This window comes from Desulfosporosinus meridiei DSM 13257, from assembly GCF_000231385.2.
GTDB classification, from domain to species: Bacteria; Bacillota; Desulfitobacteriia; order Desulfitobacteriales; family Desulfitobacteriaceae; genus Desulfosporosinus; species Desulfosporosinus meridiei.
In genome coordinates this window covers 474539-487813 of sequence record NC_018515.1, presented here as the reverse complement: position 1 = coordinate 487813, position 13275 = coordinate 474539, and the positions used below count along the sequence as shown (strand labels likewise).

Annotated in this window: 15 protein-coding genes and 1 riboswitch; of the genes, 8 read left to right on the top strand and 7 right to left on the bottom strand. The window is 41.7% G+C overall.

All coding sequences use genetic code 11. The annotated features are described in order from the left end of the window. Window positions 1-33: 33 nt before the first annotated feature. Window positions 34-996, bottom strand: coding sequence for an AmmeMemoRadiSam system radical SAM enzyme (amrS, locus tag DESMER_RS02260; protein WP_014901444.1), 963 nt, complete (start codon window positions 994-996; stop codon window positions 34-36). Continuing rightward, on the bottom strand, window positions 989-2251 hold the full coding sequence (gene amrA, locus DESMER_RS02255) for an AmmeMemoRadiSam system protein A (protein ID WP_014901443.1): 1263 nt from the start codon (window positions 2249-2251) through the stop codon (window positions 989-991). Before amrA ends, amrS begins: the two co-directional genes overlap by 8 nt. Before the next feature lie 405 nt (window positions 2252-2656). Here amrA and DESMER_RS02250 point away from each other — a divergent pair, with 405 nt between their 5' ends. The 3 genes from DESMER_RS02250 to DESMER_RS02240 all read left to right on the top strand — a co-directional run bounded on the left by DESMER_RS02250 (window position 2657) and on the right by DESMER_RS02240 (window position 5282). Continuing rightward, window positions 2657-3037 carry a RidA family protein gene (locus DESMER_RS02250; RefSeq protein ID WP_014901442.1) on the top strand — a complete coding sequence of 127 codons (381 nt, stop codon included), beginning with the start codon at window positions 2657-2659 and terminating at the stop codon, window positions 3035-3037. Between the two features lie 200 nt (window positions 3038-3237). Beyond that, the gene (locus tag DESMER_RS02245) at window positions 3238-4557 is read left to right on the top strand and encodes an MFS transporter (RefSeq protein WP_014901441.1); all 1320 of its coding nucleotides are present in this window, start codon (window positions 3238-3240) and stop codon (window positions 4555-4557) included. Between the two features lie 221 nt (window positions 4558-4778). Then, window positions 4779-5282 carry a hypothetical protein gene (locus DESMER_RS02240; protein ID WP_014901439.1) on the top strand — a complete coding sequence of 168 codons (504 nt, stop codon included), beginning with the start codon at window positions 4779-4781 and terminating at the stop codon, window positions 5280-5282. A gap of 128 nt (window positions 5283-5410) precedes the next feature. Here the strand turns inward: DESMER_RS02240 and DESMER_RS02235 are convergent, their stop codons facing one another. Then, a complete protein-coding gene (locus DESMER_RS02235) occupies window positions 5411-5839 on the bottom strand; it encodes a universal stress protein (RefSeq protein WP_014901438.1) in 429 nt (142 codons plus the stop codon). Between the two features lie 200 nt (window positions 5840-6039). Continuing rightward, on the bottom strand, window positions 6040-6468 hold the full coding sequence (locus DESMER_RS02230; RefSeq protein WP_014901437.1) for a universal stress protein: 429 nt from the start codon (window positions 6466-6468) through the stop codon (window positions 6040-6042). Window positions 6469-6725: 257 nt separating this feature from the next. Here DESMER_RS02230 and DESMER_RS02225 point away from each other — a divergent pair, with 257 nt between their 5' ends. Further along, window positions 6726-6977, top strand: coding sequence for a hypothetical protein (locus tag DESMER_RS02225; protein ID WP_014901436.1), 252 nt, complete (start codon window positions 6726-6728; stop codon window positions 6975-6977). A gap of 111 nt (window positions 6978-7088) precedes the next feature. On the opposite strand, the gene DESMER_RS02220 is transcribed toward DESMER_RS02225, so the two are convergent. Beyond that, on the bottom strand, window positions 7089-7622 hold the full coding sequence (locus DESMER_RS02220) for a DUF2179 domain-containing protein (protein ID WP_042333291.1): 534 nt from the start codon (window positions 7620-7622) through the stop codon (window positions 7089-7091). Between the two features lie 186 nt (window positions 7623-7808). Between DESMER_RS02220 and DESMER_RS02215 the strand changes: the two genes are divergently transcribed. Both DESMER_RS02215 and DESMER_RS02210 read left to right on the top strand, forming a co-directional pair. Continuing rightward, window positions 7809-8279 (top strand): HAD family hydrolase, encoded by a 471-nt coding sequence (locus tag DESMER_RS02215; RefSeq protein ID WP_014901434.1) that lies wholly within the window; start codon window positions 7809-7811, stop codon window positions 8277-8279. A 90-nt stretch (window positions 8280-8369) separates the two neighbouring features. Then, window positions 8370-8807 carry a YueI family protein gene (locus tag DESMER_RS02210; RefSeq protein WP_014901433.1) on the top strand — a complete coding sequence of 146 codons (438 nt, stop codon included), beginning with the start codon at window positions 8370-8372 and terminating at the stop codon, window positions 8805-8807. Window positions 8808-8809: 2 nt separating this feature from the next. Here DESMER_RS02210 and DESMER_RS02205 read toward each other — a convergent pair whose 3' ends face one another. Both DESMER_RS02205 and DESMER_RS02200 read right to left on the bottom strand, forming a co-directional pair. Next, the gene (locus DESMER_RS02205; protein WP_014901432.1) at window positions 8810-9886 is read right to left on the bottom strand and encodes a radical SAM/SPASM domain-containing protein; all 1077 of its coding nucleotides are present in this window, start codon (window positions 9884-9886) and stop codon (window positions 8810-8812) included. Window positions 9887-9955: 69 nt separating this feature from the next. Further along, window positions 9956-10882 (bottom strand): LysR family transcriptional regulator, encoded by a 927-nt coding sequence (locus DESMER_RS02200; protein ID WP_014901431.1) that lies wholly within the window; start codon window positions 10880-10882, stop codon window positions 9956-9958. Between the two features lie 274 nt (window positions 10883-11156). Between DESMER_RS02200 and crcB the strand changes: the two genes are divergently transcribed. Continuing rightward, on the top strand, window positions 11157-11531 hold the full coding sequence (gene crcB / locus DESMER_RS02195) for a fluoride efflux transporter CrcB (RefSeq protein ID WP_014901430.1): 375 nt from the start codon (window positions 11157-11159) through the stop codon (window positions 11529-11531). Between the two features lie 182 nt (window positions 11532-11713). Further along, window positions 11714-11820: riboswitch (SAM riboswitch) on the top strand. A 68-nt stretch (window positions 11821-11888) separates the two neighbouring features. Beyond that, window positions 11889-13181 (top strand): homocysteine synthase, encoded by a 1293-nt coding sequence (locus DESMER_RS02190; RefSeq protein ID WP_014901429.1) that lies wholly within the window; start codon window positions 11889-11891, stop codon window positions 13179-13181. The last annotated feature ends 94 nt before the right edge of the window (window positions 13182-13275 follow it).

The window sequence follows — 13275 nt, the reverse complement described above, 5'->3', positions numbered from 1 at the left end:
AACAAGAGATGCACTGTTAGGAATCTCCTTTCATTACATCGTCATCCCAACTCCAAAAATACCCTTCCCACATTTTGGGCAACATCCTTGATCCAAGTAGTTAATAAGGTGGGGTTGACGCTCAATAACAGCTTTCCCGCACTGTGGACAATAGGTCGTGCCTCCCCCTCCTACATTCCCCAAATAGACATAAGGCAGATACTCTTTGCCAATATCCCAGGCTCTTTCTAAAGATTTTCTGTCCGTGGGCGGAACAGCAAGCTTATAAGCCGGATGATAGGCACTTAGATGCCAGGCCAGTGGGATATTAAGTTGGCGCAGCCATTTTGCTAATTCTTTTAGCTCTTGGGGATTATCATTTGCCCCTTGAATAAGCAGAGTTGTGATTTCCAAATGAACTCTCCCCACTAATCGCTCTACATTATCTAATACCCAGGCTAACTTGCTGCCACAATAATGCTGATAAAAACTTTCTGTAAAGGCTTTTATATCAATATTAACTGCATCCAGCCAAGGAATCACTTCCTCAAGAAAGTGCGGCGCAATAGTTCCATTGCTTACCAAAACCACCTTCCCCCCTCGAGCACGAACCAAGGGAGCAGTATCTCTAATCATCTCAAACCACACGCTGGGCTCTGAATATGTAAAACAAAGCCCTATTGATTCCCGCTCCTGCATAGAGAGCTCTGCCAGCTTTGAGGGAGAAACCTTTTTTCCAACTTGATGTTGCTGAGAAATCTCATGATTTTGGCAAAAGGAACAGCTTAGATTACAACCAAAACCTCCGACAGAAAAAATCCATGATCCAGGATAAAAATGATAAAGAGGCTTCTTTTCAATGGGGTCCATATTCCAGGACGCTACTTCACCATAGGTTCGAGATACAACTTCCCCTTCTCGGTTTTCTCGAGCATGGCATCTGCCTGATTGTCCATGACTTAATTGACAATGCTGAGGACAGAGCAGACAGCTGGCTTTATAGCTGTGATTACTCATAATGCCTTTTAACCTCAAATCTCCAAAGTTCTACGGAGCCTTCGTAGATGCCCGCCTTTTGCTGAGCAATACTAATTTGCTCGGCCACCGTATCTACCCCTTCCAAATGGGGGAGCAAAAGTCCGCTTTTTCCTCGTTGTCGAACAACAACTCCATATCTCCAGGGATCCAACTCTTCAGGCCCGTCGATCTTCTCAAGTTCTCCAAGTACATCTACCGTAAAGCTTAGGGAATCCAATTCCTCCGCCCGAACTGGGCGAAAACGCGGATCCTGTGTCCCGGCGGCGATTGCATTATGCTGGATTTCCAATGCTAAATTTTCCTGCCATGGTTCAGTTGTCCCAATACATCCTCGTAAATTCCCCCCTTGTTTCAGGGTGACAAAACATCCTCTGCGCACAGAGAACTCCGATGTTAACGGCGCAGGCAAATCTAATACCCCCTGGTCACCTTTCTCTAAATAAGTGCCCAGACAACGTCGCGCCCACTGTGGCAAAGGTGAAGAATGATAGAGATCAGCAACGAGATACCCTACGCCAAAAGGCCCTTCATAGGAAAGGACTTCAGGTGCTCCCTCTTTAGCGGCCAAGGCCAAGAGCAGGCTTCGGTAACCGCATTCAGCGGCTTGTTCAACAAGGTCAGCCGGCAGATCAGCGATTTTTCTCGTATCTCTCTGGAGGGTCTTAACTATAAATTGGTCGAACTCCGGCCCGGCAGAAGCAAAGCCATAGGGCCCGTCCTCTCTCAAACGATGAGAGAGATCCCCACTTGCTATAAGGGCATAGCGTCCTGGCAATTCCTCAAGAATCTGACCGATCCGCAGCCCGTAATCCTCAGGTTGCTTCAAGGGCATCCCTAACAGAACCACCTGGCCCTTCCACCCTGCCTTTTGCAAGAAATAAAGAGGTACAAAAGCACCATGATCAATGGAACCCTGGATCGGAATAACTCCTGAAAGGTTTTGAAATTGTTCTCTAACCAGAGGGTCAGTTGCAAAAGACAAGCTGACCTGAGGGGCTCCAAATTGCGCAAAACTTCCTTGAATATTGTCATCAACGACAAGAGTCATGCCATCCTTGACAAGAGGCGCGTGGGGTGAAACTAAGATTACCGTTTCAACCCCCGCTTGAGCTATTCGATTTGAAATCTCTCGATAGGAATCTAAGCTTGCTTGACATTTTCTTTCCTCTCCTTTACCAACTTCAGGAACCAGAAGAGGAGGATGGGGAACAAAAATTGTATAAACTAAGCTCATATTCAACACTCCCTTGATGGAATCATTTAACAACAGTTTGACAACGGCTTTCTCCTTTGTCAATTAAGAATCAACTCTTAACGAGGAGTAGTTGTTTGCTAAATAGGTTTCTCAATTTAGCAAACAATTATAGCTTAATCCTGGGGAACAGTTCCGTTAGCAAACTATCCCTGTCCCCCAGAAACAAAACGATACTAAAACCCAAAACCGCTGAAGTTTTAAAACCGGATAAAAACTCCTGATAAGGGAAAACTATTTTCAACCAACCTAAAATCCTAATTTCTTGCTTGGTTATTCCCCTAAACTGGGCTATACTTAATAAGTCATAGCATAGAAGAATTAATTCAGACAGAGTTCTCTTTCTGAGATATTTGCATGACAAAATTCAAGGAGGTAGATCTTACCATGAATAAACAAACCCTTAATACTCAAAATGCCCCTGCGGCTATTGGTCCATATTCACAAGGAGTCAAAGTAGGTAACCTAATCTTTACCTCAGGGCAATTGCCTATTAACACTCAGAGTGGAGAATTAGTTACTGATATTGAAGGAGCTACCAAGCAATCCTTAGATAATGTTAAGGCAATCTTAGAATCCTCCGGTTCTTCAATGGACAAAATCGTCAAGACAGTGGTTTTCTTAAGAGACATGAACGATTTTGCAGCAATGAATGCAGTTTATGCCACCTATTTCCCGAGTAATCCACCTGCCAGATCTGCTGTACAAGTTGCAAAATTACCTAAAGATGCCATTGTAGAAATCGAAGCAATCGCTCTCGCTGAATAAAACGTTTTTAAAAAAGGTTCCTAAATTCAACTTGCGAATTTAGGAACCTTTTCAAATTACTTTATTTCATAAATTTTTATCCAAATACCATAACTTTTGGAGGTATTTGCATAATGGAGTGGAGAATATGTACTATACTATCTAATAACATAACTATTTAAACTTTAGATCTTATTAGCATGCTAGAAAGGACGAAGGATATGACCCTAACCGAACGCTTAGAAACATTACCTGTATTTAAATTTCATTATCTTCTGTTAATCTCAGCTGGCCTAGGTTGGATGTTTGACTCTATGGACACCGGAATTATTTCCTTTGTACTCCCAGTGTTAATGAAGGCTTGGAGCCTCAGCCCAGAACAAGTCGGTACAATCGGGAGCATTGGACTTGTAGGTATGGCAATCGGGGCCATACTTTCGGGAACTATCGCTGATGTCATTGGCCGAAAGAAAGTGTTTGCCTCAACCCTTATTATCTATAGTTTGGCTACAGGATTGTGTGGTCTGTCTTGGAATTATGAATCTCTATTATTCTTTCGTTTTTTAGTTGGCTTCGGTTTAGGGGGGCAACTTCCTGTAGCTGTAACCCTAGTAAGTGAATTTTCTCCTGCTAAACATCGTGGTAAATTCCTCGTTCTCTTAGAAAGTTTTTGGGCCATAGGATGGCTCTTAGCTGCTCTTGTTTCATATGTGATTATTCCCTGGTTAGGATGGCAATCCGCCTTTTACATTGGTGCCCTTCCCGCCCTGTATGTATTCTATCTTTGGAAGTCCATCCCTGAGTCTCCTCGCTACTTAGCCTCAAAGGGAAGATTCTCTGAAGCGGAGGAGATTGTAAAGGACATTGAAACTCAAGCCGGGGTTCAGCGTTCTAACACGAAGCAGCACTTGCAGCAGAAGACTCTGCCAAGAATGGCAGTAACCGAACTTTTTTCAGCAAAATTTCTCAAGAGAACTGTCTTTCTCTGGCTGCTCTGGTTTGGCATTGTCTTTGCTTATTACGGAATCTTTACTTGGCTTCCTTCGATACTGGCCTTAAAGGGGTTCGCCTTAACCAAAAGCTTCCAATATGTAATGACGATGACTCTTGCCCAAATTCCTGGTTATTTTAGCGCTGCCTATTTAGTGGATAAGATTGGTCGAAAACCAACCCTAGCTCTATATCTCATCGGCACAGCAATTTCTGCTTATTTCTTTGGATTAAGCACAGATGTTCAAACTATACTTATAATGGGATCTCTGATGTCCTTCTTTAACCTGGGTGCGTGGGGAATTGTCTATACTTATACTCCGGAGCTTTATCCTACCCATGCTCGAGCTACCGGATCCGGTTGGGCCGCAGGGTTTGGAAGAATCGGCGGGATCTTGGCTCCTATAGTGGTGGGGTTAATGATAGGGACTTATAAGTTACCTTCAGAAACTGTATTCCTGATGTTTGCCACAGTACTTATTCTAACGGCCCTCAATGTAATAATCCTTGGAGAGGAAACTAAAGGAAAACCCCTGGATGAAGCTTCTTAAGGAAAGGAAACTTACTTATACAGCATGCATAGAGGAGGAGGGTTCTTTCAACACAATAATTGTGTTGAACGAATCCTCCTCCTTTAATCGTATGAGAGTCCCTCAAAGTACTGCTTACACTTTATTCCCTTTTATTTACATTATTGTAACTTTTATCAATTAGATGCATACCGTGTATTATGAACAAAATAATTCAAACGTTAATATAAGGGGGCTTTCCCATGAAATCCTTGATGGGGCAACGGGGTTATTCCCCAACGCAATACAACAGATTCTCCCCCATTCAGAGGCAGGAATCAAGACCTGCTTCTCAGCAAGGGCCAGAACCATCCCCAAATCAATCGTCTAATTCTCAACCGGCACCTAAGCCGGTAAGTCAGCCTGTATCACCACCAATAACACCCTCCGCGTCTGCTATTCAGAAGCAAACACCGTTACCAGACCCTCGCTCCTCTTCAGCAGCAGCAGAGTCTCTAAACCCTTGGCAAGAACAGGCTGGAGCTCTTATCAAGCAATATGGCCCATCTCTAATGAAGCAAATCGGCCCCCCTTTGGCACGAAAAGTAGGCCTTCCCCTTGCCCAACACCTAGGCCCTCCTTTAGCACAAAGAGTGGGAATCCCCCTGGCACGACGGGTCGGGCTGCCTCTGGTACGCAAAGTCTTTTTTCCTCTCGCCAAGCGAGCAGGCTTTGCCCTGATTCGTCGCATAGGACTTCCCTTTTAGCCCCTTTATTCTTGACAACTTATACTTCGTTATTCAATTTCGCTTGAGGTATGAGAGTCCGAATTATATGTAAAAGGCCGTTGACAGTCAACGGCCTTCTATTACTTTATTGAGAGTTTTTACTAACTTTATTTGACGATGAGAACGGGGCAAGTTGCTCTTCGAAGAACACGCTGGCTTACGCTTCCTAATACCGCTCCGGCTATTGGTCCATAGCCGTGGCTTCCCATAACCACTAAATCAATATTCTCAGTAACAATCTCTTCTAAAATTATGGTCGAGGGGTGCCCTTGGATCACTTTTTTCTTGACAGGGATATTCTGAGTATTGATTCCTTCAAGAGTGGCTTCTATGGTCAGCCTCCCTCTTTCTTCAATTTCCTCAAGAGTAATTTGTATCGAATACGCTGAATTATAACCCCAATATGCTTCCGGAGTATAAGCTACAAACAAAAGGACAATTTCAGCCTGAAACTTCTGGGCAAACTCTAAGGCAGTTTTAAACCCTCGACGTGAGTACTCCGAGGCATCTGTGGCCACCAATATCCTTTTAAACATACTTCACCCTCCTACTATATCAGATCTTTACCACCACCATCATTAATGATCTGTCTACTACGGGGCTTCTGTTCCTAGGATAATCTTAAGTTTTGTAAAAACAGGCTATATTTTCCTTGCTTGCAGATTATCACTTTGTATCTAAGAAGTCAATATTACTTACATATAGCTTCAATTAATTTTACCTATTTCAAAATCTTTTACTTAACAATAAGTACCGGGCATTCTGCTCGTGGAAGGACGCGCTGACTTACACTTCCTAACAGAGAACCTGTAATTGGACCGTAGCCATGGCTTCCCATAACCACCAAATCTGCCTCCAGTTTCTTAGCTTCTTCTAAGATCATTGTTGACGGATAGCCCTGTACTATTTTCTTCTTCACGGAAATATTTCCTACATCGATTCCTTGAAGGGTTGCTTCTAAGGCTTGTTCTCCTGCTTCATCAATTTGTTCTTGGGGAATCAGGATTCCGTAAGCAACGTTATTGCCCCAATAGGCCTCCCTGATATAACTGACGAACAAAAGCTCAATTTCCGCATCATATTTTTGGGCAATTTCTAAAGCAGTTATTAAAGCCCGACGAGAATATTCCGAGGCATCCGTAGCTACTAATATCTTTTTAAACATTCACTCAGCTCCTAACAATTAAATTTTTCTTCCTAGTTCCTATTATACTATATAATGCCATCTAATTCATTTGAATCCTAAATAATAATTGCTCTTTAAAACCATAAGCTTAACCTCTGATTTTGGCTATGAATAATTACAAGGAAACGCGCATACCCTTTACACGGAACGCTTGTTCTGTTAAAGTATTTATCAATGAATCAGATTCGCGAAAATCAATTTCTAATTAGGCAAGGTGATATGTGTTGAGGATTTTAATGCAACCCATTGAGATGATTGCTTGGTTCAACCTAGAAGGAATCCCTAATCCCATTCGATATAAGATTGCTTCATCTGACGCCTCCAAGGCAGTGGTTAAAGTTGACCGAATCGTTACCCGCTCTGAGGAAAAGCTTGCCGGCAATCGCATGATTATTTTTCGCTGCCAAAGTGAAGTTAGTGGACAATTAAGGGTTTACGAACTCAAATATGAGCTAAATACATGTAAATGGTATTTATACAAAGCCTAGTTGCCCTTAATTCTTTGTTAACTCCACTTCTATGACCGTAATCTTTTCTCACTTTTTTAGAACTGAACCCTAAGTTTGATGCCTTTTATCTATTCTGGCTATTATCAATTACTATTCAAAAGACTTAGGCATTCTTTTTTTCCAAAATCCACCCTTAAAGTTTTTAGGTTCGTAAGAGACAACAAAGGCTTTAGGACAAAGTTTATCAAGAATGTCAATTAATTTACGTTCATTACTCCTCTTTGCCAGGACTTGCATCATGAGACGTTGTCCATCCTTGCCATCAGCTAACCAAGAAGTTACACCATAGCCGTATTCTCTGAGCTTTGTAGGTATTTCTATTTCAACGCAATCCACTGTTACTTGAACAGTAACATAACCTAGGGCTAAATACTCTTCAATCCGACTTCCAGTATAGACTCCTAGACCGTAACCGATACAATAGGCTGCTAGATTCCAGTGATTATCAAGGTTTTGCAGAACTATTCCCAGCCCTGTCATATAAACGAAAACCTCAACTATGGATAGAGCGGACGCTAAGCCTTTCTGCCCTTTAATTACGAAAATCGTCCGCAGAGTGTATAAGGATACGTAGACTACATTTATCCCTATAATAATAAAAATCAGTTCCATACTCTCCTCCATTTTCCGCTCAGTATTTATTCTCTCTTCCTTTTATTCTACCTTTTTAATATGGCATTGTCACGGATAGATCCAATTACTATTTTTCAAAGTAAGACAATTATCACAATCATATTAGTGGTACAATCAAAGCAAAAGACCCATGTTTCCCATGGATAAGTTAATGATATTCAGATAGGAGACGATCTTATGATTCAAACGTATATACCCGGTCGTGGAAATATTAATCTGGAAATTCTAGTCTTAGACTATAATGGCACTTTAGCCTTAGATGGTAGAATGTTGGATTCTGTTCAAGAAAATCTTAAGCGCTTATCACCTTATCTAGAGATCCATATTATTACCTCAGACACCTTTGGTTCCGTCCTCCAACAATGTGAAGGGTTGCCCGTACAGGTTAAAGTATTAGAAAGCGCAGAACACATTAAAGAAAAGGGGGATTATGTTCTAAGCTTTAGGCCTCGTGAAGTTGTGGCCATCGGGAATGGAGCAAATGATCAATTAATGCTTCAGCAAGCCCAATTAGGGATTGCTGTCATTGGCGGCGAAGGTGCCTCTGTGCAGGCTCTTTTATCCGCTGATTTAGTTGTTAATGCCATAGAAGAGGCCTTCGGTTTACTCCTGGAGACTAACCGTCTTAAGGCAACTTTTAGACTATAAATGCAACCTGTCGTATCATATAAACCCCTAATGTATATCCTCAAGATAAAGGCAGATCATATCAGTATCACACTCAAAGGAGGAGTCTCCATGGAATCTGATACTTATAATGATACTCTGCCCTCAGTCGATCAGGATCTGACCTTACAAAGAATATCTCTAGGTATACATGGGGCACCAGAATTAAAACGCGACGAGAAGCTGAACTACCTGGGTGAATTTCGCGAGCGCATTATTCGACGCTTAACCAAAAAACAAGTTGCTGACACATTTGTTTATACTGAAATAGAGGAAGCATTGAAACACGAAAAGAGCTCAAAAATGCTTATAAATGGCACTCTGAGCCCTCAATTGATTGATAAGTATATAAAATTAGCCCGTCAAGTTGATAAATCCTACACGATGATTTATGATCCACAACTTACCGGCAACACTGGATTAGTCGTGGTGAGTAACGAGGCAGTGGACATAAAAGATATTGACGTTCAACCGCAAGATCCGGGTTCTAAAGACCAACTTTCCAGATGAACTTAAGGACAAACACTTATCCCTCGTCCCCAAAGACAATCCCCACAAGACGGGGCATGGCCTAGACAATCCATATCTGACCGGAGAACCATATCACACCCTTCAACCCACTTACAATCCGGACATGAAGCATATTCACTATGATGAACATTATAGCGATATCTCATGAATTCAAGAGAAGTCCAGATTTCAAGCAAGGATTTCTCTTGGAGAGATCCAAAACTATGAGCTTCAATCTGCTTATATCTCCCAAAAACATATTCCGGGTAGGAGTGCAAAAAACGATAACAGGAGGATACATGACCATCCCAACGCACGACGGCACTTTGAGTTTCTATGAATTTGCAGTACCGTTCCGTAGTTATCTCACTTTTCGGCAGGACCACCTCTACCCCTCTGGTCAAACCTGCTATTAAAGCTGCTTGAAAAAACTTATCTACTTCCGTGGACTTTGTAGGACCATAAAGAGTCTCTGAGATCATTTCTTCTCTCATAGGAATAACATGAGAAACAAAAATCCTGGTTACTCCCAATTGTCCCGCTTGTCGAACTGTTTCCACTAAAAAAGGGAGAGTATTCTTCATGACAACAAATTCCCATACTATCTCCGGCCCTCCCTGAGGTCTTTGCTCAGCAATATAACGTGTGCTCTCTAAAATCCCTTGAATATTTTGATGACGAATTGTATCAAATGTATCTACATCAGTTGTGTCAATCGACAAAACAATCCTTGCTACTTTATGAGAAACGAGAAAGTCAATCAATTCTGTGTCCAAGGTAGTTCCATTTGTGGTTACAGTCACTTCATACCGGGAAGAGAAAAGTTCTATTGCTTGACGAAAATTATAGGCAATTGTGGGTTCTCCAATTCCGCCAAGGATTACTTCTTTAAGATCCGGGAATTGAGTTGCCTCTTGCGCAATTGAATTCAGCATTTCTTTAGACATGTCTCCCAAAGGTTCCTGCCACTTTTGACGATAACACATTTCACATGACAAATTACATCGGTTGGTCAATTCTAAGTAAAGACGTTCGATAGATGGTGTTGGATGAAAAACTAATTCAACAACATCTTTCATATTTGTCACCCTTCCTCTCTACCACTCTCAGACTTATTCTTATATCCTCAGCAAAAATACCCTGTGGGTTTAAATATCCAGACCTTTCTTTCCGATTTTCTTCCACGAAGTAGCCTCTAGGGCAAATAGGTGTTCCATAAAAGCCTTTATAGCCTCTGAGGCCGTTTCTTGGTCTTTAGACCCGATTAAATAAAAAGAACGGGTTAATCGCTTTCCTTTAATTCTGATTGACTTCAATTCCTTGGCATTCAACTCTTTTTTTACAATACAACGGGAGACTAAGGCGATTCCTAAACCTGCTGTTACAGCCTGTTTAACTGCTTGACCACTTCCAAAAACATAGGTTTTCCTAACCTCTATTCCCCATTCTTTTATAAGCTTATCACTGAACGCACGAGTTCCTGAACCACTTTCTCTAAGAATCCATACTTGGTCTTGGAGATGCTCCGAAGTAACTATAGGGAGCCTTGCCAAAGGATGTTGATTAGGTACTACTAAAATAATTTCATCCTCCATGATTGGACGAATCATAATATCTGAATTATCGACTTCTCCTTCGACAAGAGCAATGTCTAAATAGTTTTCTTGTACTGCATGAATTATCTCTTGCGTATTAGCAATAGCGGTATCAATCTCTACTTTTGGATATCTGGCTGCAAATTCTGCCACTACAGAGGGTAGAATATATTCTCCAATGGTATAACTCGCTCCAACCCTTAAATCCCCTGTAACCACATTCGATAACTGCTTGATTTCCTGTTTGGCCTTATCCTGCAAAAGCAATATTTGCTTTGCATATCCATAGTAAATTTCACCGGACTGCGTAAGGGTTAAATGCTTCGATGTATTATCTATAAGCTTTGAGCCTAATTCCTCTTCTAAACTTTGAATCTGAGAATTCACATCCGGGTGAGTTAAATAAAGTTCTTCAGCTGCAAGAGAAGAATGTTTGTTCTCAACTATAGTAACGAAAATTCTCAATGGATCAATAATCACGATTACACCCTCTTATTTTTAAAACTGTTTAATTTATGCCAAAACTTTTATTTTGTAGTTTTTGTATAATAATACTTCTTTTCTCAAAATTTCACAACGTCAGCCAACTTACACAGACCATCTAACCTTGACGTTTGAAACTATTCAGGCTTTAACTCCTTGTGGTTAACACTCAACCAATATATTATTATATATAAGATTCTAGTTGATTCCCTTTACTGATCTAAATTTTTATTCGTTGATCCTAAATTTTCAGAATTAGAGGTTGAAAACAATGCAAACTGCCTTAGTCATTGCTGTGGGAGGGGCTCTCGGTGCCCTCTCCCGCTATAGTCTTGGAGTATGGATCTCCAACAAATGGAATAGCAGCTTTCCCCTGCACACCTTTCTTATAAATATCTCGGGAGCCTTTCTCCTGGGTTTCTTGCATATATTATTTGTTGAACGACTTAATGTAAGTCCTTTCTGGCGTTTGGGAATTGGTGTTGGTTTTTTGGGGGCCTTTACCACTTTCTCCACATTTGGTTTTGAAGTAATTTCCTTACTTGAAGGGGGAAGTTTAATCACAGCCGGATTGTATGTCATACTCAGCATTGTCGTTGGTTTTTCCGGAGTTGCTTTAGGAGTAAACCTAGCTCGTTTATTCTAAGCCCTTCTAGACTCGGAAGCGATCCTCTTGGCTGAATTTCCGTGTCTACAGTTCAGTCTGTGCCTAGCTTGCCTTTCTCAATAATTTTTTGTCACAAATTGGCAGACAGCCCTCTGTTGACACGAATTATTTTTTGTTTTATAGTAAGCTATATTCCAAGTAAGACAATTAAATATTGAATTCTCTTATCAAGAGTGGCGGAGGGACTGGCCCGATGATGCCCGGCAACCGATAGCGTAAGCTATAAGGTGCTAATTCCAGCAGAACCTTAGGTTCTGAGAGATGAGAGTAGCGTGTAAATAATATACGACCGCTTCTCTTGAAGTGGTCGTTTCTATTTATTAAGGAGGAGTTAGCATGACTGAAAAACGACAACTGGGTATCGAAACAATTTCCTTACATGGAGGGCAAAGCCCTGATTCCGCCACAAATTCGAGGGCTGTTCCAATCTACCAGACATCTTCCTTTGTCTTCAATGACACTGATCATGCAGCCAATTTATTTGCTCTCAAAGAATCCGGCAATATTTACACTCGAATTACGAATCCTACCCAAGATGTTTTCGAACAACGCCTAGCTCTTCTGGAAGGAGGTATCGGCGCTCTCGCTACTGCTTCCGGCCAAGCTGCAATTACCTATGCCCTTTTAAATATTGTTCAAGCCGGAGACGAGATAGTTGCTTCCAGCTCTCTTTACGGCGGTACTTTCACGTTGTTCAACTACACATTCGCCAAACTGGGCATCAAGGTTCATTTCGTAGATGTTGACAAACCGGAGGAATATCGCTCAAAAATCACGGCTAAAACCAAGGCTCTATATACTGAAACCATCGGGAATCCGCTTATTAACATTGCGGATCTAGAGATAATTTCCGATATCGCTCACGAGAACGGCATTCCCCTAATTGTTGACAACACCTTTGCCTCACCTTATTTATGTCGCCCCATCGAACACGGAGCAGACATTGTAGTTCATTCAGCAACAAAATTTATTGGCGGACACGGTACTTCAATCGGAGGAGCGATTATCGACTCCGGAAAATTCAACTGGAACAACGGAAAGTTCCCGGGGCTTAGCCAACCCGATCCCAGTTACCACGATATTGTCTTTACAGAAGCCTGTGGAAATGCCGCTTATATTACAAAGGCTAGAGTCTCCCTGCTTAGAGATACAGGAGCCTGCCTCTCTCCCTTTAACGCCTTCCTATTCCTGCAAGGATTAGAAACGCTTCCCTTGCGTATGGAACGTCATGTTGAAAACGCCCAAAAAGTAGCAGAATTCTTAGATCAGCATGAATTAGTAACTTGGGTGAACTATCCTGGTCTTAAAAAGAGCCCCTACCATACACTTGCTAAAAAATATCTACCCAGAGGGTCGGGATCAATCTTTACCTTCGGCCTCAAAGGCGGCCTTAACGAAGGAAAAAAATTCATTAACAACCTTCAACTCTTCTCTCACTTAGCTAATATCGGGGATGCTAAATCCTTAGTCATTCATCCGGCCAGCACCACTCATCAACAGCTTGATGAAGAATCCCAACGCAGCGCAGGGGTCTCACCGGATATGATCAGACTGTCCATTGGAATCGAGACAATTGCTGACCTGTTGGATGATTTAGATCAGGCCCTCCTGGCAAGTCAGCGTCCCTAACACTTTGCCCTTAGGAAAGTCCCAGCAACTTGGGGCACGCAACTTAGAAACGATCCTTTTATTTACTAGAAGGTTTTGATCTTTTTCTAATATA

Excerpts from the sequence above, each read along its gene's own strand:
- DESMER_RS02245 (WP_014901441.1), top strand. The coding sequence starts at position 3,238 with ATGACCCTAACCGAACGCTTAGAAACATTACCTGTATTTAAATTTCAT.
- amrS (WP_014901444.1), bottom strand. The coding sequence starts at position 996 with ATGAGTAATCACAGCTATAAAGCCAGCTGTCTGCTCTGTCCTCAGCAT.
- DESMER_RS02230 (WP_014901437.1), bottom strand. The coding sequence starts at position 6,468 with ATGTTTAAAAAGATATTAGTAGCTACGGATGCCTCGGAATATTCTCGT.
- DESMER_RS02215 (WP_014901434.1), top strand. The coding sequence starts at position 7,809 with ATGATTCAAACGTATATACCCGGTCGTGGAAATATTAATCTGGAAATT.
- DESMER_RS02205 (WP_014901432.1), bottom strand. The coding sequence starts at position 9,886 with ATGAAAGATGTTGTTGAATTAGTTTTTCATCCAACACCATCTATCGAA.
- DESMER_RS02235 (WP_014901438.1), bottom strand. The coding sequence starts at position 5,839 with ATGTTTAAAAGGATATTGGTGGCCACAGATGCCTCGGAGTACTCACGT.
- DESMER_RS02220 (WP_042333291.1), bottom strand. The coding sequence starts at position 7,622 with ATGGAGGAGAGTATGGAACTGATTTTTATTATTATAGGGATAAATGTA.
- DESMER_RS02250 (WP_014901442.1), top strand. The coding sequence starts at position 2,657 with ATGAATAAACAAACCCTTAATACTCAAAATGCCCCTGCGGCTATTGGT.
- amrA (WP_014901443.1), bottom strand. The coding sequence starts at position 2,251 with ATGAGCTTAGTTTATACAATTTTTGTTCCCCATCCTCCTCTTCTGGTT.
- DESMER_RS02240 (WP_014901439.1), top strand. The coding sequence starts at position 4,779 with ATGAAATCCTTGATGGGGCAACGGGGTTATTCCCCAACGCAATACAAC.
- crcB (WP_014901430.1), top strand. The coding sequence starts at position 11,157 with ATGCAAACTGCCTTAGTCATTGCTGTGGGAGGGGCTCTCGGTGCCCTC.
- DESMER_RS02190 (WP_014901429.1), top strand. The coding sequence starts at position 11,889 with ATGACTGAAAAACGACAACTGGGTATCGAAACAATTTCCTTACATGGA.
- DESMER_RS02225 (WP_014901436.1), top strand. The coding sequence starts at position 6,726 with ATGCAACCCATTGAGATGATTGCTTGGTTCAACCTAGAAGGAATCCCT.
- DESMER_RS02210 (WP_014901433.1), top strand. The coding sequence starts at position 8,370 with ATGGAATCTGATACTTATAATGATACTCTGCCCTCAGTCGATCAGGAT.